The sequence below is a fragment of the Tetragenococcus halophilus subsp. halophilus DSM 20339 genome (genome assembly GCF_003841405.1).
Classification (GTDB): domain Bacteria; phylum Bacillota; class Bacilli; order Lactobacillales; family Enterococcaceae; genus Tetragenococcus; species Tetragenococcus halophilus.
In genome coordinates this window covers 477,847-499,466 of record NZ_PXYA01000001.1, presented here as the reverse complement: position 1 = coordinate 499,466, position 21,620 = coordinate 477,847, and the positions used below count along the sequence as shown (strand labels likewise).

Sequence of the window (21,620 nt, the reverse complement as noted above, 5' to 3'; positions counted from 1 at the left end):
TATGGCTTTACCTCAAGCTCCAGAGGCAGAAAAGGAAGTATCTACAAAAATTAAGATTTATAATGATACGATTAAAGTAAATGGAGACCTAGTTTCTTTTGAAGGAAAAATTGACGATTACAAAATAGACGGACAATATCAAGTTGAAAACAAGCAAGAACAAAAATCTTGGAAAAGACGTGCAAACTGGAGTAAAGAAATCCAAGTATCAGGTACTTTTTTACCCCTAGAAGGTAAACGAAACTTACATGGCTTTGATGCAAAATGGTTTGCTTTTTCCAAGCATAAGCTGGGAACTTATAGAATTGAAGAGATTCAAAATAAACGTCCGCTAAGCGGTATTTCGTTTTTAAGGCAATGGCGAGCTTTCTGTATTGATTGGGTAGAAGCAAATTTTTCTTCCAAAACAGCTACTTATATTCTATCTTTGCTTTTTGGTTATCGCGATACAAGTTTTCAAGAAATTAAAGAAGTCTATAGTAGTGCAGGTATTTTACATTTATTTACTATCTCCGGTATGCATGTCTATCTATTTTATGGTTGGCTTTTTTTCTTTCTTCGTCGCACCAATCTAACTTTTGGTGAGTTTGGTTTGTTTTTCTTTCTACTTATTTTTGTAAGCACTATTTTATTTGGGCAAACAATCAGTGTTTGGCGCGCTTCTTTGATGTATATATTACGTTTGTTTTTCAAAGAAATAAATATTAAACTTGCAAGTCTAGATCGGTTTAGTATTGTATTGTTTCTACTATTATTATACGACCCAAAAACATTGCTACAATTTTCGGGGATTTTATCTCTATGGATGTCCTGGGTAATTTTACTTCATCAAAGTTCCCCCAAAAAATATGGGCAGCGTTTATTACACTCTCAAGAAATCTCTTTATTAGCTGCACCACTCATTATGTATATGTTTTTTGAAGTACCTCTGTTAGCTGGATTGTTAACAGCGTTATTTGTTCCTTTGTTTAGCCGAATCATATTACCCTTGTTAGTTGCTAGCTGTTTTGTAAATTTATTGGGTTTTTCCCATAATATCTTAGAAATAGTATTAGAAAAGTTAATCATTTTTTTTGAAAAAACGCTTAGCTTTACTAAGTCCTTTGTTTTAACAACAGGACAACCCCCTTTATTTTTGACTATACTTGCTTTAATTGCTGGGATTTATATTTATCAAAATCATCGTAAAATTTGTTTGCTTCTTCCTAGTTTTTTATTAATTGTCTTCCAATTATTTTCTTTAGAAACTTCTATTGCTTTTGTTGATGTAGGACAAGGAGATAGTATTGTTATACAAACTCCCTTTAAACAGGAAGTATATGTTATTGATACTGGAGGAAAAATGAACTTTTTTCAAGAAGATTGGCAAAGGCGCAATTACCGCTCAAATGCGGAGTATACGTTAATTCCATACTTAAAAGGAGAAGGTGTCAAGAAAATTGATGGTTTATTTATAACCCATGGTGATATTGACCATATGGGGGATGCACAAGAAGTCATGGAAGCCTTCAATGTCAAGTCGCTTTATCTAGGAAAGGGTAGCTTTCAAAGTGAAAATATAAAAAAACTTTTAAAAAACACACCCAAAAATACAGTGATTGAAGAAATTGGTAGTAAAGATCATGTTGGTAAAAAATTAAAACTTCATATTTTAGGACCTGAACATGTGGGAAAGGGTGAAAACGAAGACTCCTTAGTTATTGCCACTACAATTTATGGTACAAATTTTGTAATGACTGGTGATTTAGGACAAGAAGGTGAAAAAAAGGTGATAAAAGACTATCCTCATTTGCAGGCTGACGTTTTAAAATTGGGTCATCATGGCAGCCATACCTCGTCAGCGCCTGAATTTATTGAACAATTACAGCCTAAACAAGGCATCATCTCTTGTGGTGAAAATAATCGTTTCGGCCATCCACATCCAGAAGTGATGGATACTTTACAAGATTACGGAGTAAAAGCGCTACGAACAGATAAACAGGGAATGCTGCGCTATTCTTGGAGTACTTTAACTCCTAAAATGCAAATTACAACACAAAAACAAGACTAGTCATTCCGTCTGTTTCATGATAGGATTTCTTTTGAGAAGTAAAAAGAGGGGCTATTTTATGAACGTTCAAAATGCTTTACAGATTATTTATGATCAAAAGTTTCAAGCGATTTATTTAGTAGTTGGGACAGAAGAATATCTACAAAAACAAATACACCAAGCTTTTCTTGAAAGTTTACATCTAGGGGTTGATGATTTAAACTTTGCTGCCTTTGATCTAGAGGAAAACACGGTGGATGAAGTACTTGATGAAGCAGAATCTATGCCTTTTTTTGGCGATTATCGTTTGATTTTTGTTGAAAGTCCGTTTATTTTAACAGCTGAGAAAAAAACAAATGCACCAGAACATGATGTTGAACGTCTGGTATCTTACTTGAAAAATCCGGTCGACACCACAATTTTAGTTTTTTTCGCTGATTATGAAAAACTCGATGAACGTAAGAAAGTTACGAAACAATTAAAAAAACAAGCAGAAACGATCGATGTAGAGCCTATGAGTGAAGCACAGCTACGCCGTTTTTTGCAACAGACATTAGATAATGATGGCATTGATATGGACAGAGAAGCTTTTGAGTTATTTATTCGGCTAACGGATGCTAATCTTACAAAAGCTATGAGAGAGTTACAAAAGTTACAATTATTTGCTTCTAAAACAAAACGTATAAGAAAAAATGATGTTGAAAACTTGGTTCCTAAAACGCTCGAAGATAATGTATTTGATTTGACCAATTATGTGTTACAAGGCAAAACAGCTGAAGCTTTACAGTTATATGAAGATCTGCATGTACAAGGAGAAGAGACGATCAAGATTAATGCTATTTTAATTAGCCAAATACGTATTTATTTACAGACAGTGATCCTATTAAAGATGGGCTATCAACAAGGTAATATTACGCGCACTTTAAATGTTCATCCCTACCGCGTGAAGCTTGCGATTCAACAAGTACGTAAGATTGATAGCAAAATCCTAACTCGACTCTATGATGAGCTTATTGAAAATGATTATAAAATCAAAACAGGACAGATGGATAAAGAATACTTATTTCAATTGTTTCTTTTACAAGCGGCTTAATTTTAGCCTAAAAAAAAGATTTGAAGCTTTTAACAAACTTCAAATCTTTTTTTTATTTAGCGGCGATTTTGCTTAAACGTGATTTATCACGCGCTGCTTTATTTTTATGAACTAATCCTTTTGATTCAGCTGTGTCAATTGCGCTTACAGCATCTTTGAACAACGCATCTTTATTATCAGCATTTTCACGGGCTGCTTGTTCTGCTTGTTTGATAGCAGTACGCATAGCACTCATTTGAGCTGAGTTTTTAGGAGTAACTTTATAATTTTGGCGAACTCGTTTGATTGCACCTTTAATTTGTGGCATTTATTTCACCTCCGGATCAGAAAATATTATACGAAAATAACGTATAATGCAACAATAGTCATTATACATAATGCTTCAGTTGTTTGCAATAACAACTTATAAAGAATTTTATTGTTAAAACACTGAAAAGGTTGATACATTTAATGGTAAGATTTTATTTTTTTTTCAAATAAAAAAACTGAATTAAAGCACAAAGCAACTTCCCTAATGACTAACTTTTGTGCTATGATAAGCTCGTACTATGAATGGTGGTGTAAAATTTTGAGCGTTGCATTAGTAGTTACAGTTACACTAGTTATGGGAGTTATTTTTGTCAACGGTTGGACCGATGCACCTAATGCGATCGCTACTGCCGTATCGACTCGGGTACTAAAACCAAATATGGCTATTGGTATCGCAGTTGTAATGAACTTTTTAGGCGCATTAATAATGACCATTTTTAACGCTCAGGTAGCAGAAACAATTAGTAATATCGTATCTTTTGAAGCGCAAGGCCAGGTAGATGTTGCTCATATTGCTTTAGCGGCAGCCTTGTTTTCTATTGTCGTTTGGACAGTGGCCGCCTGGTACTTTGGAATTCCGACAAGCGAGTCGCATGCTTTAATTGCTGGGTTAACAGGTTCTGCTATGGCGTTGAGTGGTTTAGACGCAGTTAATGGTCAAGAATGGCTAAAAGTTATTATCGGTTTGCTTTTTTCAACCATATTTGGTTTTGGCGGCGGCTATCTTGTCACTAAACTTATTAGTTTTTTATTTTATAATTCCTCCAGAAGAAGGGTGAACAAGTTCTTTACTTGGGGGCAAGCTGTTGCGGCAGCTGCAAATGCTTTTTTACATGGGGCACAAGATGGCCAAAAATTTATGGGGGTTTTCATGTTAGGCTTATACTATAATGGTTTAGCTGAAAAATCTGGAAATGGATTTGTTATCCCCATCTGGGTTATGGCACTTTGTTCGCTTACCATGGGAATCGGAACTTCAATTGGTGGAATGAGAATTATCAAATCTGTGGGAATGGATATGGTAAAGCTTGAAACTTACCAAGGCTTTTGTTCTGACTTAAGTACCGCGATTTGTTTATTTTTTGCTTCCATGTTTGGAATTCCAGTTTCCACGACACATACAAAAACGACCGCAATTATGGGTGTAGGTGCTTCAAAGCGTCTTTCTAGTGTGGATTGGTCGATTGTAAAAGATATGATTTCAGCTTGGGTACTGACGTTTCCAGGTTGTGGTTTGATTGCTTATATTATGGCTAAACTTTTTGTGGGAATTTTTTAAGGAGAGATAAAAAGTGGGAAGAAAAAAGCAATATGATTATTTTAAAAAAATGGAACAACTTGCTGAAAATGTACATATTGCAGCAGAAATTTTAGAAGAAATCGTAGATAACTATTCTACAACGGACTTTTCTGAAAGAGCCGAGAAAATCCATGAAATTGAAAAAAATAGTGATCAAATTGTCGAAGAATTAACAAATGAGTTATATGACGCATTTATTACACCGATCGAACGAGAAGACATTTTAGTCGTTTCGGAACGCTTAGATGATATTTTAGATGGGATTAATGCAATGACTTATTTATTTGAAAACCTAGTGATTACTCAGATGCGCGCAGAAACAGATAAACTCGCTGCTTTAGTAACAGAAGCAGCAAAAGGTGTGCATGAAGCAATGAAAGAGTTTCCTAAATTAAAAAATTCTAAAGACTTAAAAAAACTGATCTCAGACGTTAATTACGTTGAATCACAAGGTGATCGTTTGTACAGTCGTTTGAAAAAACACTTATTTAGTAAAGAGCAGGATGTACTGGAAATTGTTAAATGGAAAGAGATTTACGATGGTTTTGAGTTAATTATAAATTATCATGAAGATGCTGTTGATCTTATCGATGGTATGATTATCAAAAATACTTAAATAAAAAACCAAGAGCATATATAAACTCTTGGTTTTTTTAAATGTTTTTACATTGCGACCATCCAGTAAATGATCAATACGATACCCAAAACAATACGATACCAACCAAAAGCGGTGAAGTCATTTTTCTTAAGATAATTCAATAAGAATTTAATAGCTAGGATTGAAACAATAAATGAAATCACTGTTCCAATAAGTAAAATGATCGTTCCGGTAAAGTCAAAACTGTTGCCAGTGCCTAAAAATTTCAAGATTTTAATAAAACTAGCACCAAACATCGTTGGAATACCTAGGAAAAAAGAAAACTCAGTGGAAACAAAACGCGAACCACCAATCAAAATAGCTCCTAATATCGTAGCGCCAGACCTAGATGTTCCTGGAACTAAAGAAAGAACTTGAAACATTCCTACAATTAAAGCAAATTTATAGGTGATTTCATTTAATTGGGCAATTTTAGGTGTCCGATTTTGATTTCTTTTTTCCACTAGAATAAATGCAACACCATAAATAATCAACACAATAGCGACAGGTAAAAATTTATGCAGATGTGCATCTAACCAATCGTCTAAAAAGATCCCTATGATTCCTGAGGGAATGATTGCTACAATTACGCGAAACCATAATTGCCAGGTAGCATTTTTTTGGGTAGTGTTCTTATTTGAAGCAAATGGATTTAACTTATTAAAGTATAAGACGACGACAGCTAAAATCGCGCCTAATTGAATGACTACATTGAACATCGACATAAATGCTTCGCTTGCTTCTAAACGAACAAATTCATCTGCCAAAATAAGATGTCCAGTGCTGCTGATAGGTAACCATTCCGTGATACCTTCAATGATACCTAAAATGATCGCTTTAATGACATTTGTAAAAAACATATTTTCAATCCCTTCTTAAGTAATGCCAAAAATAAGTATACCTTTAAAAAAGAGGATTATAAATAATTTTTGATAAAAAAAGCAAGTTTTTAACTTGCTTTATAATTTTAGCTTTTATTTGTTTTAATTAAGCTTGTTCTAGTTCTTTGCCCTTTTCGATATAAGCTGTTGAACCAACTTCTTGGCAAGTGAAATCGCCATTTTCATAAGTTAAACGAGTGACAGAGCCATTTTCTAAGTCCATACGAACGTTACTTTCTTCATTAATTAAATTCAATAAGAAGGCAATCGTTAAACCATGAGAGACGACCAGCGCTTTACCGCCGCCATTTTTTTCAATACGATGAGCAATATCTTCAAAACCAGTACGTACGCGATAGCTTAGTTCATCGTAGGTTTCGGCCCAGTTTGCTGTATCCGCATCATAGATGGCTTCGCAGATCTGTTTAAAACCGGTTTGTTTATCGATCATTTCATCGTAATTATGAAAATTCAAAACTCTAGGAACAACGCCCCACATTTCAGCGTCGTAACCTCCTTCTAGTGAACCAAAACACCATTCCCGAATTCTTTTATCTACACGAAAAGGAACCTTAGCGCCATTTGGAAGTTGGCTTAAAATAATTCTTGCAGTTTCGATAGCACGACCGGAATCACTAGCATAAGCTTCTTCAAAGTTAATATCTTTAAGTCCTGCCCCTAGATATCGGATACCTTCTTCCCCTGTCTTTGTAAGGGGAGTATCACACCAACCTTGCACTCGTTGTACTGTATTAAACATAGTTTTACCATGTCTTACGATGTATAATTCTGTTTTTGTCATTTTCTTCACTCCTTGGTTAATTAATCAACGAAAAAGGGATTCGTTATTTTTTCATGACCGATCGAAGTTATCGGACCATGTCCTGGATATACTGTATATTCATCGGCTAATTGGAATAATTGCGAATTAACGCTATCAAGCAGCTGTTCGTAGTTTCCCGTGTAAAAATCAGTTCTACCAATGCTGCCATTGAATAAAACGTCCCCAGAAACAACAAAATCATCAAAAATAAAACTTACGCTGCCTATCGAATGTCCCGGAGTAGGAACAACTTTGAAGGAAATACCAGCTAAATTATAATCACGCAGCTCTAATTTATACTCCGCAGGGCGAACGATTACTTGCCTTTTTTCAGGTAATTGTACGGATAAATTTAAAACTGGATCTTGTAGCCAGTCAAATTCTAAAGGATTGAGATAAACAGGAATTTGATATTCATCACGCAATTCATCTACAGCCCCAATATGATCAAAGTGAGCATGGGTTAATAAAATTGCGACGGGCAAGGCATCGGTTTGTTTAATTTGTTGTTTAATATTAAAGGCATCAGCACCTGGATCAATAATTAAAAGCGATTGGTCTTGCCATATTAAGTAACAATTTTCGCCAATATCGCCTGTTACCAATCGATTGATACGCATAAAAGTTAAATCCCCCCTTTATAAAATACTAACTCAAGTATAACTTAAATTATTCCTACAAACAAAGAAGATGAGTGGATTTTTTTAACTTACTGTAAAAATAGCTAAAAGTATTCTATAATAATAGTTTGGAAGAAGGTGGCAACATGTTTTCTGAGAAAATTTCGGTCAGACATCTCGTTGAGTTTATTCTACGTAGAGGAAATCTTAGCAGTCAAAAAAATAGTAATCATACTGCACAAGAAGGAGCAAAGATCCATCGCAAACTACAAAAAGCTGCAGGAGAAAATTATCAAAAAGAAGTATTTTTAAAAGAAGAAATAACTGTTGAAAATGATAAGATCATTGTTGAAGGTCGCGCAGATGGTATTTTTCAAGAAAACGAAGAGTGGATAATTGATGAGATAAAAACTTCGGAAGTACAATTTGAAGAATTAGAAGATGATCAAATTGAAATTTACTTCTATCAAGCAATGGTCTATGCGTATATCTACTCTTTACAAAATCATTTAACAAATATCCAAGTACAGCTAACTTATTATCAAACGATTGAAGAAGAAACCGTCCAAAGAAGACGTTCATATGAATGGAGTTTTTTAAAAGACTTTTTTGATAAGCTGATAAAAGAATATCATAAGTGGTTGGTCTTTCAAAAAAATTGGCGAGATCAACGTAATAAAACACTGCAGCAAATGTCTTTTCCCTATCAAGAGTTTCGTAGTGGACAACGCGAATTAGCCGCCGCAGCTTATAAGACTTTACGTAGCCAGCAAGAGCTATTTATTGAAGCCCCTACCGGAATAGGCAAGACGATTTCTACACTTTTTCCAGCGTTCAAAGCTTTGGGAGAAGACCGCGCGGATCGAATTTTTTATTTAACAGCTAAAACAATCACTAGACAAGTGGCCGAAGATACATTAACCGTTTTAGCGGATAAAGGTGCGCAAATAAAAAGTGTCACCATCACAGCAAAAGATAAAATACGTTTTCCAGAAGAACAAGAGGGCAATCCAGACGATAGCCCTTATTCTATAGGATATTATGATCGAATCAATGAAGCACTATGGGACATTTTGCATCATGAAAACCAAATGACTCGTTCTGTAATTGAAAGTTATGCAAAAAAACATGTCGTTTCTCCTTTTGAATTCTCTCTTGATATTAGTCTATTTTGCGATGTGATTATTGGTGATTATAACTATTTATTTGATCCTACAGTATATTTACGTCGTTTCTTTGAAGATAATAGCGAAGCGTATTACTTTTTGATCGATGAAGCTCATAATCTTGTGAATCGTTCGCGTGAAATGTATTCTGCTTCTATTCATAGACAATCTTTTAACAGTGTTTTTAAAAGTTTTTCCAAAAACGATAAAAAGATTCTCAAAAATCTCAAAAAAATCGATCAAGAATTTGCCGCAATTGAAGAAACTGCGCAGGAATCTGGCTGGACTTTCCATCATCAAAAAGGACAGGCGGATACTTTGCTTAAACTTTTATTTCGTTTTAGCGAATTAGTCAAAGAATGGTTAGCTGCAAATGAAGGAAATCCACAGGAGGAGAAAATCTTAGACCTTTATTTTGATGTTCTACGATTTTTAAAAATGAGTGATTTTTATGATGAAACATACGAAACAACTATTGAAATTATGTATCATGATTTGAAAATCCGACAATTTTGTATGTCACCAGCACCATTTTTAGCGGATACGCTTCATAAAGGGAAAGCTAGTCTACTTTTTTCTGCGAGTTTGACACCCTTGCCTTATTACCAAGAAGTATTAGGAGGGCATCGGGAGGCATTACGTTATCGTCTAGCTAGCCCATTTCCAGAAAAAAACCAACAAGTCTTCATTGCCGATTATATCCAAACAACTTATAAGAAAAGAAATCATAGTTATCAAGCAATAGCTCAAGCTATTGCAGAAGCAGTTTCTGCTCAAAAAGGAAATTACTTAGTATTTTTTCCATCTTATAAATATCTCGATGATTGTTATCAAATTTTTCGTGAACAATTTCCAGAAATCGATACGGTTGTACAAGATACACAAATGAGTGAAAAAGAACGCGAAGATTTTTTGGCAAAATTTGTTGAAAAGCCAGCGCAATCTTTGGTCGGTTTTTGTGTATTAGGCGGTGTATTTTCTGAAGGTATTGACTTAAAAGCTTCACGCTTAGTAGGCAGTATTATCGTAGGTGTTGGGCTGCCTCAAATGAATCATGAACAAGAATTAATTAAAGAATATTTTGATGAAAAAGAGGGAAAAGGCTTTGCGTATGCTTATCAGCTGCCGGGAATGAATAAAGTATTACAAGCCGCTGGTCGTGTCATTCGAGATAGTACTGATAAAGGCATTGTTTTACTTTTAGACCAAAGATTTACGACTAAAGCCTATCGCCAACTCTTTCCTGCCCATTGGCAGAATATGAAAATTTGTCACAATCTTGCACAATTAAAACAAGGAATGGAAAGTTTTTGGCAAGAAGTTGAATAAATCTCCCCATTTAAAATATTGACAAAATAGAATTTAGTTAAAAGATAAAAGATTGTTAACTTATCTACAAATAGCGTTTACAAATGATATAAAACAAGGTATGATTTGCTTGGAGAGAAAAGTAGAGGGGGGATTAGAAAACATGAGTGTCGCACGAACAGAAGAAGAAATTGAAGAAATAAAAGATAATATTTTAATGGCACTAGAAACTGTTATCGATCCAGAGTTAGGAATCGATATTGTCAATTTGGGTTTAATCTATGGCGTAGAGTTCGATGATGCAACAGGAGACACTGAAATCAAAATGACACTGACAACGATGGGATGTCCTCTAGCTGATATTTTGACTGAGTCAATTTTGGATTCACTAAATGAAGTGCCTGAAGTAAATCAGGTAGATGTAAAACTCGTCTGGTATCCACCGTGGACACCGGAAAAAATGAGTCGCTACGCGCGAATTGCATTAGGAATAAGGTAAATAAAAATATTAAATTGTTTATTCAATTTATTAAAACTAAGGAAAGCTTCTTTATTAAAAAAATTAATAAAGAAGCTTTTTTAAGTGATTTTAGATAAATACTTCCATGGGGGATTACTTTAGTACAAAAGACAGGCTAGTGGTCTCTTCTTTATTAAGCTTTGGGACAATTACTCTGTTTATGGCCCCTTCTTTGGCTGACTCAGGTACAAATACTAAATGATTGGTCTCTACTTCGCCATACTCAGGGACAATAGCCAAAGTTTTGGCCTCTTTTTTATTTGACTTTAGGACAAAAAGCTACATAAGTCTTTTCTTATTAGACTTAATTTTATCTGTTTTTATAACTGATTCTTTTATTGCTTTTTGCTTTAAATTTGGATAAACTACTAACAAATATTAATGAGATCATCTAGGAGGTAAGACCATGTTTGAAGTAACTTTCCAGGATTACACATTTCAATCTCCACTAATGAATGCTTCAGGTGTTCATTGTATGACCAGTGAAGAATTAAACGACTTAGTAGACTCAAGGGCGGGGACATTTATAACAAAAAGCGTAACACGGCAGAAAAGACAAGGGAATTCGGAACCACGATATTATGAAACAACGCTAGGTAGTATTAATTCCATGGGTTTGCCTAATTTAGGATTTGATTATTATCTTGATTATGTCAATGAATATCAGGAAAACTTTTCTACTCCGATGTTTTTTTCAGTAGCCAGTATGACTATGCAAGAAAATATCGAAACCTTAAAAAAGCTTGAGGGTAGTGAATTTCAGGGTTTTACAGAATTAAATTTATCTTGTCCTAATGTAGCGGGAAAACCACAAGTTGCTTATGATTTTGCATTGACCGAACAAATTTTAACTGAAATCTTTTCCTTTTATACAAAACCACTGGGTGTCAAACTTCCCCCATATTTTGATATCGCACATTTCGACCAAATAGCTAGCATTTTAAATAAATTTCCTCTGGCTTTTGTCAATTCTATCAACTCAGTTGGTAACGGACTGGTGATTGACCCAGATAAAGAACAAGTGGTGATCAAACCTAAGGAAGGGTTCGGTGGAATTGGTGGCGAATATATCAAGCCCACTGCTTTGGCAAACGTACGAGCTTTTTATACGCGTTTAAATCCAAGCATTCAAATCATTGGAACCGGCGGGATTGCTTCTGGTCAGGATGCTTTTGAACATCTTTTATGTGGCGCTTCAATGCTACAAATTGGTACGCAATTATATAAAGAAGGCACCTCAGTTTTTGCTAGAGTTCTCGACGAACTGGCTGCGATCATGGATGCTAAGGGTTATAGCAATATTCAACAATTTCAAGGAAAGTTAAAAATAATAGAAGAGTAAGAGGTCACAGGATGATTTTTAGAACGGCTGATATCCAAGATATCTCCAGAATTATGACGTTGACTGCACAAGGGATTACAGCATTAAAAAAACAAGGCTCTCCTCAATGGCAAGACGGTTATGGTCCGAGTTGGCAACAAATTGAACAAGATATTAAAGAGGATGCAGGATATGTACTTGAAGATAAGGAGATTGTTGCTTACGCCGCCTTAATTAAAGGAATTGACCCAGTGTATACAGCCATAAAAGAAGGTGCTTGGTTAGAAGAAGGTCCTTATGTATCTATTCATCGAGTTGTTGTTGACACCCAAAAAACGGGGAAGGGGCTGGCGCAAGAACTATTACGTTATTTAATTGATGTCAGTCAGCAATTAGGCTATCGTGATGTTCGTATCGATACTTATCACTTAAACATCGGCATGCAAAAGGCGATAATAAATGCTGGCTTTGTTTATCGCGGCAAAGTTCAATTTCCTATACCTTACGGCGGGCGCTGGGCATATCAATATTTACTAGAATAGGAAAGGGAGTTTTTTCTTACAAACAAATTTGTTTGTAAGAGAATTTTAAAGAAACGAAAATAAAATAGCATATTCGCCCTATTTTTGATATGATTTCTATGAAAGAGTTGTCAAAATTACATCATTTTTGTTTCGAAATAATTTATAAAGTTACTAAGAACAAAGCTTCTTTTTTCTAATAAACATGATAAAATGGTAACAAAGCAACAGAGGAGGTTACACTATGCCTAAACAAACAGGGCGCCAAAATAACGAAGATTCTACAGATAAATTACAAGGGCCAAGTTTTGATGAAATTAAAGAGGTCGCTTTTCAAAATGTAGGCTCGATGCTTAAAGACTTGCAAGCTTTTGAACAAGCGATTCAAAATGAAGATATTGCTGAAATCTATCGTATTTATAAAGGGAAATTACATGAAGAGCTAAAGAAAACATCAAATAAAAACCATGAGATCGATGAATTATTAGCGCAAAAAATCCATGATAGTTTTACCCAGGCTTTTCCTTTTATTCATCACGAACAAAAAATATCTCCCACTATGAATTACTACCGTCTAGGTGATTACTATCGTGAGCGTGCAACGATCGGTATTGATGCGAGTACGCCTGAGATATTTGTTTTACCCAATATTGATAAAGAATGGCGTGAATTTGCGCCAGCTAAGCGTGATGCTTTAAACAAAATTGAAAAGGAAATGGACGAACTCGATGCCAACATTATCACTGCTGAATCAGAGATCTCAAACATCGATGAACAGATAAAAGAGATTGAAAATGAAAAAGCATCGGTGGAAAATACCAAAGGTCTGTTTAATCGAAACAAAACTGAGGAAGAAATTGAAGACTTAGATAACAAATTACAAGCATTGGCAGAAAAAAGAGAAGGTTGGTTACCTTATATAGAAGATAAAAGTAAAACCAATAAAAAAAGAGAGGAATTGATGAAAAATCATCACGATATGCGTCTAAAACAAGCAGTGGTGACGAAAGAATTCCGTTTGATCCAACAATATTTTGGGTCATTAAAAGCAATGAATCAACAGATTCAAGATTTTCTAACAGCTTATCTAGGTTCAGCTAAAGGAGGGAATCACGCATGAGTACAAAAGAAAATAAATCCACAGAATTAAAAAAAACATCGCAAAATAAAGAGGAAACAGATCCTTATTATAAAGAAAAGGCACAAAATCATGCCGAAATGGTTTCCTGGATCGCTTCAGCTGAAAAAGAACTAGCTGATTTACGCTTACGAAAAACTTTACTAGAAGATGATTTTACTGAGTTACTGAAGGAATACAGACGTTTAATTGTAACAGATGCAGCGATCTCAACCGTTGCTAAAACTAGTTTACTGGCCTATCTTACTTATGAATTATTGAAGCCTTTAAATGATGCGACATTAAAACAAACTGATAGCTATAATGTATGGGAAGCAAAATATTTTTCGATAAAATATCAATTGACTGACAAAAGAGATTTAGCGTTAAGTTTTCAAATGAACGTCATTGATACTCGTTTTGAATCGAAATTTATGTCTTTATTTTTACTGGATTTACAAGAGATGTCAGTTACAGTAGATGAACGTCAGGTGTTAGAACTCATTCGTTTGTGGTATTCTGAGAAAATATTTTCTCGTAATCAGTTAACGTTAATTAATTACGACTTGAACCGTTTGTTGGCGAATTTTAAACAATTAGGCTTTACTGTTTCCGCAAGTCTATTAGATAATACTAGAGCACTTTCAGTGGATTTGGAAAGTGACTTTCCTTTAGAAACCAACATTTTAGACGATATTTTTATCACCGCTATGGACGCTACCGAGTATGACTTTGATAAAATTGGCCAAAGGTATTATCAGGTAAAATTAAATCAAGAGCAAAATGTGTATATCCAATCGAAGAAAAATAGAACACACTTATTTATCGATTCCAATAATCGTCGTCGCTCAATTTTGGATTTTTTCACTCATTATCCATTCTTTGTGCCATTGATCGTTCGTGAATAAGTAAGAAAGTCTGGAGTTATTTTCCGGGCTTTTTTCATTAATAAGGATGAAAGTTATGCAAGAAAAATTAAAAGAGATAAAACAGTTTTGGGACGATTTTGCTAGGGAGTATACAGACATTCAAGAAGAATCTCAACTAACAATTCAAAAAGATGTGCTCGATTTTTTTAACAAGCAAGGAATTTTACCGCAAAATAATTTGCTAGATGTAGCGGGAGGAAGTGGGAAATATGTTCCCTACTTTATTTCTCAGCTACAAAATTATGTACTAGTAGATTTATCTTCTGAAATGTTAAAGCTTGCTTCAAATAAGTATCCTTATAAAAACTTAAGCTTGATTGAAAGTAGTCAACAATCTTTTTTACAGCAAACAAAAGATAATGCTTTTGATATTGTTTTTAGTGCTATGAATCCGGCATTGACTTTACAAACGCAATTAAAAGAAATGATAAGGGTTGCTAGAAAATATGTCTGTATTCTACGGCTAGTAAAAGAAGAAGACCAATTATTTTCACCAATTGAAGAAAGACTATACGGTAAAGCAGAGCATTTAGCTTGGATGTCTACTTATAAAAGTTGGTTTAAAAATGCCTACCAAAGCAAAACTTTTCATTATGTAATAAGTGAAACGATCAGTAAACACTTCTTTTATTCGTATTTTAAAGACGAATTGCCTAATGATGAACTAGAAAAAGCAATTGAGAGATTGTTTCAGGATGAAAAAGAAGTTGAAAATACCACCTATTACACTTTTGAATTGCTTTACTGTCGCCTAGAAAAGCAAAAAGCTGAGTGAGGTGAAACAATGCGTTTTGTCGATCTACTAGATAAAGATCAGAAAGTTCAGGTCAGAATTTTGGCGTATTTTTTGCAACATGCAAAAACCATTAAAATGAAAGATCTTAATGATTATATGGATGTTTCCTACCCAACATTACAAAAGGAAATCACAGCTCTTGCTGATAGATTGCATCATTTTGAGATAAGTGCAGCGTTAAGTAGAAAAGATAGTGATTTTTTACAATTAAATTTACCCGATGATTTTTCTGTTAAAAATTTTTTGTATAGCTATTTAAAACAAGCGATAAATTACCGTTTGCTCGTTAGCGTTTATCAAGAAAAAGAGTTAACTGTAACTAAGCTAGCCTTGGATAATAATTTGAGCGAGGCTTCAATTTTTAGACGTTTAAAAGTGATCAATCAGTTGTTAGGGGAATTTAACTTACAGTTTAAAAATAAAAAACTATATGGCAGTGAGCTACAAATTCAATTTTTTTATTTTCAACTTTTTAATGGTGCCATCCCCGAAAAGCGCTTAACCACCTTGATGACGAATCAGGCAATTAAAAATTTGATACACGTTATTGAAAGTCATTTTCAGTTGCAATTTAGCAAAAAACAAAAGCATATGCTCAGCTTACATCTACATATTTTGCAGCAAAGGCTAGACTATAGAAAAATGCCTAAACGTGAAATCTCAGAGGATATGCTAAGACAAATAGAACAAGATCATTTTTATCAAGAGCTAGATAATATTTTCAAACGATTTTTAAGTCGTTTTGCTTTAGCGGCAAGTGGGTATGAAGCGGTTTATTTGTATCTTTTTTTTATTACTGAAGGGCTTTTACCACAAACAAGTCAATGGTGGAAAAAATCATCTTTTATTCAGCATTTTTTAACAATCGATAAACAAATTTATCAAACAATTACCAAAGCAAAAATGTATGATCCTACTTTTGCTAGTTTTCTTTTACAAAATCATGTGAAAGTGACTTTTTATGAGGGAGAAATTAACTTTAACCATAACAATCAATTACTTTTGTCCGATATTGATTTTCAAGCGATGAATCAATGTATGTCGCTTATTGAAAAAAATTTATCCCGTGAAGTTTCAAATGCTCAATGGGAAATGCTTGATCATTCCTATGGTTTGATTTGGGATATCCATCAAAGGCGGCAACAAAAAGAAGTTTTGGTGGGGGTAGTGGATGACGGTTCACTATATGCCGAGGAAGTTTTTCGTTTTACTAAACAGACTTTAGCAGGAATGTCTCATGTTACAGTAAAAAAGGCTAAAAAAAGAACTTACGATTTGCTGATTGCTTCTGATGATTTAGATATACAAGCATTTAATTATCAAAAGCTTTATCTTTTAACAGGCGCTTTATCCTCATTTGAAAAAGAACGTTTAGAACAAGCTGTAACAGCGATTATTCAAAAAAAGTAGAAGGGCGGTAACGCTATGCGTGTTGTTATTATTGGCGGATCTCATGCGGGAATTGCAGCTGCCAGACATTTAAAAAAAGTCAATCCTAATGTTGAAGTGTTGATGCTCGAACGCTCCAATGTTTTAGGCTATATTGGAAGTAGCTTAAATCTTTATTTAGAAGGGACGATTGCTGATTTAGATGAAGCTAAAACCGCCACTGTCTCGCAACTAATGTCTGAAAATATCAATGTATTTATTGATACAGAAGCGATCGATATAGATACTGAAAAAAAAGAAGTCGTGGCTTTAACTAAAATAGAGCAAGAACCAACAAAAGACTATTTTTCTTATGATTATTTGATATTAGCGATGGGATCTAGTCAGTATCAAACGGGACTTTCTTTACAAAGCGATCGTGAAATTACAAATTATAAAACTTTAGAACAAGCGCAACAAGCAATCGACACTTTAAACAAAGTAAATAAAATTGCGATCATTGGTGCAGGTTTAATCGGATTTGAATTGGTAGAGTCCTTAACCAAGTTAAGAAAAGAGATCTATTTGATCGATCGTATGGACAATGTGTTATTTCGTTATTTTGATGAGGAGATTACTCAGAAACTACTGACAAAATTACCGGATAATGTCCATATTATTTTAAATAGTAATGTAAAAGAAGTTCAATTAGACGTCAATGAAAGTGTGTCAGGGATTATTTTGACAAACGGACAAACGCTATCCTGCGATGCAGTTGTTTTTGCTATCAATCCTAGACCTAATGTATCTTTAGTTGAAGATGATCTAGCGATTAACATGGATGGGACGATAACGACTGATGAACACTTACAAACTTCAGATCCTTTTATCTACGCTGTAGGTGATTTGGTTTCTATAAACTTTAACGAAACGGCTGCTTCAATTTATGTTCCGCTTGTCACTAATGCTTACCGTAGCGCTATGATTGCTGCATCTAATATCTTATTGACAGAAAAAATTGCTTTTCCCAAAGTACAACGTACGATAGTGACAGAACTTTTTGGTTCTTATTTTGCTAGTGCCGGTGTCAATGAAGAAGAAGCACCTTATTATGGTCTTAAGGTTGCTTCATTAACTAAAACCTACACTCAACAACACTTATTGGCAGAAAATGGTACTTTCGAGCTCACTTTAAAATTGGTTTTTGATGCTAAGAGTAAACAGATTCTGGGTGGGCAACTGATGACAAATCAACGAGAACAAGTAGAAATGGTTAATACTTTATCTAGTTTGATCACCATGCAAGCTAACTTAAATCAAATTAGTACTATGGACTTTTATTTTAACCCTAAGTTCTCTCTTCCTTTACATTTTTTAAATGATTTGGCAATGGAAGCACTTATCAGGCAATAACTTTATTATTTTTATTAGAAAAATACTCCCGCTGATTATTTTTTCTTAAATTCATCGATTAAAACTTGTTTCGTAAATTTTCTTAGTTTACTATTAAGGATTGAACAAACAAAAGATAGGAGAAAGTCGATGAATAAAAAATTAGTCAGCGGGATCGTTTTTTTTATTTTTTGTGTCATCGTAAGTTTTGGCATACAGCTAAAAAGCAGTACTTTATACAACCAAGCTGTCGCAAAAATCGATCAAGTAGAAATAAGTAATAATCAACAAGAAATTAGCGCAACAAAAATGAATGGAAAGGACAAAGGAGATACTGTTCATTTAACAGCTGACTATCGTAAAAACGAATTAGATACGGTTGATTATTCTAAAGGCGAGCAAGTCTTTTATTCACATAATAAAGTAGACGAAAAAAAGCGTGATGGCTATGTCTTTTTTATGATAGCTTCCTTACTGTTTACCTTAATTTTTGTGGGTGGAAAATCGGGCGTCACTACTTTTATCAGTGTTGTTTTAAATAGTGCAGCCTTATTTTTGATCGTTAATGTGTACCGCAGTTATACAAATATCTCTCTGGTTATTTTTACCGCGATTTATACGGTGCTTTCTATAGCTATTACTTTATTTCTTATTGATGGGATTAAAAAGGATAGTTTACAAAAGTTTTTTGCAACATTTTTAACCGTGTTCAGCGCTTTTTTTATTTGTCTTATCGCAATGGAATTTTACCAGGATGAAGGATTACGCTTTGAAGATATGGGTGTTTTGACTCGACCCTATCGTCCGATATTTTTATCTGGTTTATTGGTAGGGGCAATAGGTGCTTCTTTAGACACTGTAGTTTCTGTGGTTTCGACACTAGAAGAGATCGAACGCAAAAATCCAGCAGTGACGCTTAATCAGTTAGTTCGTTCAGGCAAAAGAGTCGGTCAAGATGTCAGCTCGACCATGGTTAACGTACTCATCTGTTCCTATTTTAGTAGTGCTATCCCGATGATGTTAGTCTATTTGCATAATGGCTGGCTTTTTGGGGAAACCGTTAGTATGCTACTATCTTTAGAAGTTGTACGAGTACTGTGCGGTGGTTTTGGCATTTTGCTTTCTATCCCATTTTCACTTCTTTTCTTTCAAATAAGTAGAAGGGGGGTACGACAATGAATGTAATCTCTAGTTTATTACTTGTATTTATCTTATTAGTTGTTTTAATTTTAGGAAGATCGTCTTTCTTTGTATTGAGCGGCTTGTTTATGAATATTTTGTTGTTTTTTCTTTTGATTTTTTGTCTACATTTGGGTCTTTCAGTTTATCTAGCAGCTCTTGCTTATATTCTTTTAAATAGTTTGATTACCTTAGGATATGTGAACGGGTGGAATGAGAAAACGAAAGCGGCTTTTTATAGCTTGATATTGTTTTCTTTTATCGTATCTTTAATATTTATTCCCTTTATTCAAAAAATATCAATTTCAGGCTTTTCTTCTCAAGAATTAGAAGAGCTTGCAGCGTTTAACTTGAATGTCCCTGTCTCCTTCACTCAATTGAGTGTTTCGGTTATTCTAATTGGTGTTTCAGGAGCATTGATTGATGGAAGTATGTCTATTGCTAGTTCCACCGCGGAAATTTTTCATCAACGCTATCAAAAGCTAGATGTAAAAATGTTGTTTAAATCCAGTATGTCAGTGGTCAGAAGTATCCTAAATTCAACAGTCAATACATTATTATTCGCCTTTATTAGTACAGGATTAGCCCTTATTTTTTGGTATCAAGACCTAGATATCCCTTGGTATGAAATGATGAACTCACAAGCTTTTGTTTTTGAATTTGCCGTGGTTATTCTTTCAAGTATTAGTGTTGCATTCATATTGCCTTTTACAAGTATCATTACTTGTTATTATTTACTAAAAAAATCAAGCTAAGTGTTTCATTCAAATAGACATCAATTGTTTTCGTAAAATTATTCCTTTTTAAGTTGACAAAAGGACATTTTTGTTATATTTATAGGTTAGTTAAATATTATAAATTTAGCACTTATTAAAATCAGAAGAAGTGGTGAATAAATGAGCTACCTGGATCGAGACGTTTTCTTTAAAGCACCTCAACAAATTCTACTAGGATTTGCGGGTATTATTTTAGCAGGGACTTTTATCTTAATGTTGCCTTTTGTTACACGAAGCGGTCATAGTACAAATTTTTTGGACGCGCTCTTTACTGCTACTTCTGCGGTATGCGTTACGGGCTTAACCACAGTTTCGACTATCGGACATTGGAATATGTTTGGTCAAGCGGTTATTTTACTTATGATTGAAATCGGTGGTTTAGGTTTTATGTCTTTACCGTTTCTTTATTTTACGCTCACCAAAAGAAAAATAAATTTAAGTATGCGTATGATTTTAAAAGATACCTTGAACACCTTTGATATTTCTGGGACAGTTAGCTTAATGCTTGCAATTTTTCGGATAGCTTTTATTATTCAATTTTTAGGCTTTCTGTTACTAAGCGTAGACTTTATTCCGCGTTTTGGTTGGGAAAAGGGACTTTGGTATAGCTTTTTTCATGCGGTTTCTAGCTTTTGCAACGCTGGTTTTGATCTTTTTGATAATAGTTTAATCAGTTTTCAAAACGATCCTTGGATTTTAATGGTCATCAGTTTTCTAATTATCGCAGGAGGACTTGGTTTTATCGTATGGCAAGATTTATTAAAGAATAAAACATTAAGAAAATTAAGATTGCACAGTCAGATCACATTAAAAGTAACTGGGTTATTATTAGTGTTAAGTAGTATTTTCTTTTTCTTTACGAATACCGTTGGTTCAAATCCTTTATCGAGGTTATCCAATGTTTTTTTCTTAGCGGTCACGCCACGAACAGCAGGATTTTTTTCTATTGATTATGCAACGATGAGTCATGCGGGTCTTGTATTAACGATGATATTAATGTTTATTGGTGGAAGTTCGGGTTCTACTGCGGGAGGCTTTAAGACCACAACATTAGGCATCATTTTGATTAAATTGTATAGTGTGATAAGGGGACGTTCAAAGGCGCAATATAAAGGACGCACGATTAAAGAAAACACGATTTCACAAGCTTTTATGTTATTTTTTATCTTTTTAATTATGATTATAAGTAGCACAATGATTTTATCTGTTACTGAAACAATCCCTAATGTTGATCAGTTAGGATTAGAATATATTGTTTTTGAAGTAATCTCTGCTATGGGAACAGTCGGATTAAGTTTAGGCCTATCTGCACATCTGACTTGGATCGGAAAGTTAGTGCTTATTTTCTTGATGTTTATCGGTAGAGTTGGGATTTTAACAATGATCTTTTCGACGATTAATCAAACGCATAAAAGAGAAACAAATTATAAATATCCAGAAGAAAATGTGATTATTGGATAAGGGTTAGGAAAAACTAGAGAAGTAACCATTGCTAATAGAAGCATCTGAATTACTCAAAATAGTAAACGAGATGT

At 34.2% G+C, this 21,620-nt stretch carries 20 protein-coding genes; 16 read left to right on the top strand and 4 right to left on the bottom strand.

The window, feature by feature from the left end; translation table 11 throughout:
- Position 1 precedes the first annotated feature (1 nt).
- Both C7K42_RS02365 and holA read left to right on the top strand, forming a co-directional pair.
- The gene (locus tag C7K42_RS02365) at positions 2-2,050 is read left to right on the top strand and encodes a DNA internalization-related competence protein ComEC/Rec2 (protein ID WP_180991164.1); all 2,049 of its coding nucleotides are present in this window, start codon (positions 2-4) and stop codon (positions 2,048-2,050) included.
- Positions 2,051-2,108: 58 nt separating this feature from the next.
- Positions 2,109-3,122 (top strand): DNA polymerase III subunit delta, encoded by a 1,014-nt coding sequence (holA, locus tag C7K42_RS02360; protein WP_014124824.1) that lies wholly within the window; start codon positions 2,109-2,111, stop codon positions 3,120-3,122.
- Positions 3,123-3,174: 52 nt separating this feature from the next.
- Here holA and rpsT read toward each other — a convergent pair whose 3' ends face one another.
- Positions 3,175-3,429 carry a 30S ribosomal protein S20 gene (gene rpsT / locus C7K42_RS02355; RefSeq protein ID WP_014124823.1) on the bottom strand — a complete coding sequence of 85 codons (255 nt, stop codon included), beginning with the start codon at positions 3,427-3,429 and terminating at the stop codon, positions 3,175-3,177.
- A gap of 261 nt (positions 3,430-3,690) precedes the next feature.
- On the opposite strand from rpsT, the gene C7K42_RS02350 reads away from it, so the two are divergent.
- Both C7K42_RS02350 and C7K42_RS02345 read left to right on the top strand, forming a co-directional pair.
- On the top strand, positions 3,691-4,710 hold the full coding sequence (locus C7K42_RS02350) for an inorganic phosphate transporter (protein ID WP_014124822.1): 1,020 nt from the start codon (positions 3,691-3,693) through the stop codon (positions 4,708-4,710).
- A 13-nt stretch (positions 4,711-4,723) separates the two neighbouring features.
- Entirely contained in the window at positions 4,724-5,347 is a 624-nt protein-coding gene (locus C7K42_RS02345; protein ID WP_014124821.1) for a DUF47 domain-containing protein, read from the top strand.
- 47 nt (positions 5,348-5,394) lie between these two features.
- Here C7K42_RS02345 and C7K42_RS02340 read toward each other — a convergent pair whose 3' ends face one another.
- From C7K42_RS02340 to C7K42_RS02330, 3 genes are all read right to left on the bottom strand, one after another.
- Positions 5,395-6,228 carry an undecaprenyl-diphosphate phosphatase gene (locus C7K42_RS02340; protein ID WP_014124820.1) on the bottom strand — a complete coding sequence of 278 codons (834 nt, stop codon included), beginning with the start codon at positions 6,226-6,228 and terminating at the stop codon, positions 5,395-5,397.
- A 127-nt stretch (positions 6,229-6,355) separates the two neighbouring features.
- The gene (locus C7K42_RS02335; RefSeq protein ID WP_014124819.1) at positions 6,356-7,051 is read right to left on the bottom strand and encodes a histidine phosphatase family protein; all 696 of its coding nucleotides are present in this window, start codon (positions 7,049-7,051) and stop codon (positions 6,356-6,358) included.
- A gap of 20 nt (positions 7,052-7,071) precedes the next feature.
- On the bottom strand, positions 7,072-7,692 hold the full coding sequence (locus C7K42_RS02330; protein WP_014124818.1) for an MBL fold metallo-hydrolase: 621 nt from the start codon (positions 7,690-7,692) through the stop codon (positions 7,072-7,074).
- Between the two features lie 146 nt (positions 7,693-7,838).
- Here C7K42_RS02330 and C7K42_RS02325 point away from each other — a divergent pair, with 146 nt between their 5' ends.
- The 12 genes from C7K42_RS02325 (at position 7,839) to C7K42_RS02270 (ending at position 21,546) form a co-directional block, all read left to right on the top strand.
- The gene (locus C7K42_RS02325; protein WP_103091690.1) at positions 7,839-10,187 is read left to right on the top strand and encodes a helicase C-terminal domain-containing protein; all 2,349 of its coding nucleotides are present in this window, start codon (positions 7,839-7,841) and stop codon (positions 10,185-10,187) included.
- A 142-nt stretch (positions 10,188-10,329) separates the two neighbouring features.
- The gene (locus C7K42_RS02320) at positions 10,330-10,665 is read left to right on the top strand and encodes a metal-sulfur cluster assembly factor (protein WP_103091689.1); all 336 of its coding nucleotides are present in this window, start codon (positions 10,330-10,332) and stop codon (positions 10,663-10,665) included.
- A gap of 427 nt (positions 10,666-11,092) precedes the next feature.
- Positions 11,093-12,028 carry a dihydroorotate oxidase gene (locus tag C7K42_RS02315; protein WP_103091688.1) on the top strand — a complete coding sequence of 312 codons (936 nt, stop codon included), beginning with the start codon at positions 11,093-11,095 and terminating at the stop codon, positions 12,026-12,028.
- An 11-nt stretch (positions 12,029-12,039) separates the two neighbouring features.
- Entirely contained in the window at positions 12,040-12,549 is a 510-nt protein-coding gene (locus C7K42_RS02310; protein WP_103091687.1) for a GNAT family N-acetyltransferase, read from the top strand.
- Positions 12,550-12,772: 223 nt separating this feature from the next.
- Positions 12,773-13,648: a coiled-coil domain-containing protein gene (locus tag C7K42_RS02305; protein ID WP_103091686.1), complete on the top strand. Its 876-nt coding sequence runs from the start codon at positions 12,773-12,775 to the stop codon at positions 13,646-13,648.
- Entirely contained in the window at positions 13,645-14,553 is a 909-nt protein-coding gene (locus tag C7K42_RS02300) for a hypothetical protein (RefSeq protein WP_103083515.1), read from the top strand. The genes C7K42_RS02305 and C7K42_RS02300 overlap by 4 nt, the downstream gene beginning before the upstream one ends.
- Positions 14,554-14,608: 55 nt before the next feature.
- Entirely contained in the window at positions 14,609-15,349 is a 741-nt protein-coding gene (locus C7K42_RS02295) for a methyltransferase domain-containing protein (protein WP_159459065.1), read from the top strand.
- Between the two features lie 9 nt (positions 15,350-15,358).
- Positions 15,359-16,780 carry an AcpB/EbpR/MafR family transcriptional regulator gene (locus C7K42_RS02290; RefSeq protein WP_103091684.1) on the top strand — a complete coding sequence of 474 codons (1,422 nt, stop codon included), beginning with the start codon at positions 15,359-15,361 and terminating at the stop codon, positions 16,778-16,780.
- A gap of 15 nt (positions 16,781-16,795) precedes the next feature.
- Positions 16,796-18,151 (top strand): FAD-dependent oxidoreductase, encoded by a 1,356-nt coding sequence (locus C7K42_RS02285; protein ID WP_103091683.1) that lies wholly within the window; start codon positions 16,796-16,798, stop codon positions 18,149-18,151.
- A gap of 129 nt (positions 18,152-18,280) precedes the next feature.
- Positions 18,281-19,309, top strand: coding sequence for a YibE/F family protein (locus tag C7K42_RS02280; RefSeq protein ID WP_014124808.1), 1,029 nt, complete (start codon positions 18,281-18,283; stop codon positions 19,307-19,309).
- Positions 19,306-20,064, top strand: a complete 759-nt coding sequence (locus tag C7K42_RS02275; RefSeq protein ID WP_014124807.1) for a YibE/F family protein — start codon at positions 19,306-19,308, stop codon at positions 20,062-20,064. The genes C7K42_RS02280 and C7K42_RS02275 overlap by 4 nt, the downstream gene beginning before the upstream one ends.
- A 141-nt stretch (positions 20,065-20,205) precedes the next feature.
- A complete protein-coding gene (locus C7K42_RS02270; RefSeq protein WP_014124806.1) occupies positions 20,206-21,546 on the top strand; it encodes a TrkH family potassium uptake protein in 1,341 nt (446 codons plus the stop codon).
- Positions 21,547-21,620: the final 74 nt, after the last annotated feature.

What these genes read in the sequence shown, in the direction of transcription:
- C7K42_RS02285 (WP_103091683.1), top strand. Translation starts at nt 16,796, where the DNA reads ATGCGTGTTGTTATTATTGGCGGATCTCATGCGGGAATTGCAGCTGCC.
- C7K42_RS02325 (WP_103091690.1), top strand. Translation starts at nt 7,839, where the DNA reads ATGTTTTCTGAGAAAATTTCGGTCAGACATCTCGTTGAGTTTATTCTA.
- C7K42_RS02335 (WP_014124819.1), bottom strand. Translation starts at nt 7,051, where the DNA reads ATGACAAAAACAGAATTATACATCGTAAGACATGGTAAAACTATGTTT.
- rpsT (WP_014124823.1), bottom strand. Translation starts at nt 3,429, where the DNA reads ATGCCACAAATTAAAGGTGCAATCAAACGAGTTCGCCAAAATTATAAA.
- C7K42_RS02270 (WP_014124806.1), top strand. Translation starts at nt 20,206, where the DNA reads ATGAGCTACCTGGATCGAGACGTTTTCTTTAAAGCACCTCAACAAATT.
- C7K42_RS02275 (WP_014124807.1), top strand. Translation starts at nt 19,306, where the DNA reads ATGAATGTAATCTCTAGTTTATTACTTGTATTTATCTTATTAGTTGTT.
- C7K42_RS02365 (WP_180991164.1), top strand. Translation starts at nt 2, where the DNA reads ATGGCTTTACCTCAAGCTCCAGAGGCAGAAAAGGAAGTATCTACAAAA.
- C7K42_RS02290 (WP_103091684.1), top strand. Translation starts at nt 15,359, where the DNA reads ATGCGTTTTGTCGATCTACTAGATAAAGATCAGAAAGTTCAGGTCAGA.
- C7K42_RS02310 (WP_103091687.1), top strand. Translation starts at nt 12,040, where the DNA reads ATGATTTTTAGAACGGCTGATATCCAAGATATCTCCAGAATTATGACG.
- C7K42_RS02295 (WP_159459065.1), top strand. Translation starts at nt 14,609, where the DNA reads ATGCAAGAAAAATTAAAAGAGATAAAACAGTTTTGGGACGATTTTGCT.
- C7K42_RS02280 (WP_014124808.1), top strand. Translation starts at nt 18,281, where the DNA reads ATGAATAAAAAATTAGTCAGCGGGATCGTTTTTTTTATTTTTTGTGTC.
- C7K42_RS02305 (WP_103091686.1), top strand. Translation starts at nt 12,773, where the DNA reads ATGCCTAAACAAACAGGGCGCCAAAATAACGAAGATTCTACAGATAAA.
- C7K42_RS02340 (WP_014124820.1), bottom strand. Translation starts at nt 6,228, where the DNA reads ATGTTTTTTACAAATGTCATTAAAGCGATCATTTTAGGTATCATTGAA.
- C7K42_RS02300 (WP_103083515.1), top strand. Translation starts at nt 13,645, where the DNA reads ATGAGTACAAAAGAAAATAAATCCACAGAATTAAAAAAAACATCGCAA.
- C7K42_RS02320 (WP_103091689.1), top strand. Translation starts at nt 10,330, where the DNA reads ATGAGTGTCGCACGAACAGAAGAAGAAATTGAAGAAATAAAAGATAAT.
- C7K42_RS02330 (WP_014124818.1), bottom strand. Translation starts at nt 7,692, where the DNA reads ATGCGTATCAATCGATTGGTAACAGGCGATATTGGCGAAAATTGTTAC.
- C7K42_RS02315 (WP_103091688.1), top strand. Translation starts at nt 11,093, where the DNA reads ATGTTTGAAGTAACTTTCCAGGATTACACATTTCAATCTCCACTAATG.
- holA (WP_014124824.1), top strand. Translation starts at nt 2,109, where the DNA reads ATGAACGTTCAAAATGCTTTACAGATTATTTATGATCAAAAGTTTCAA.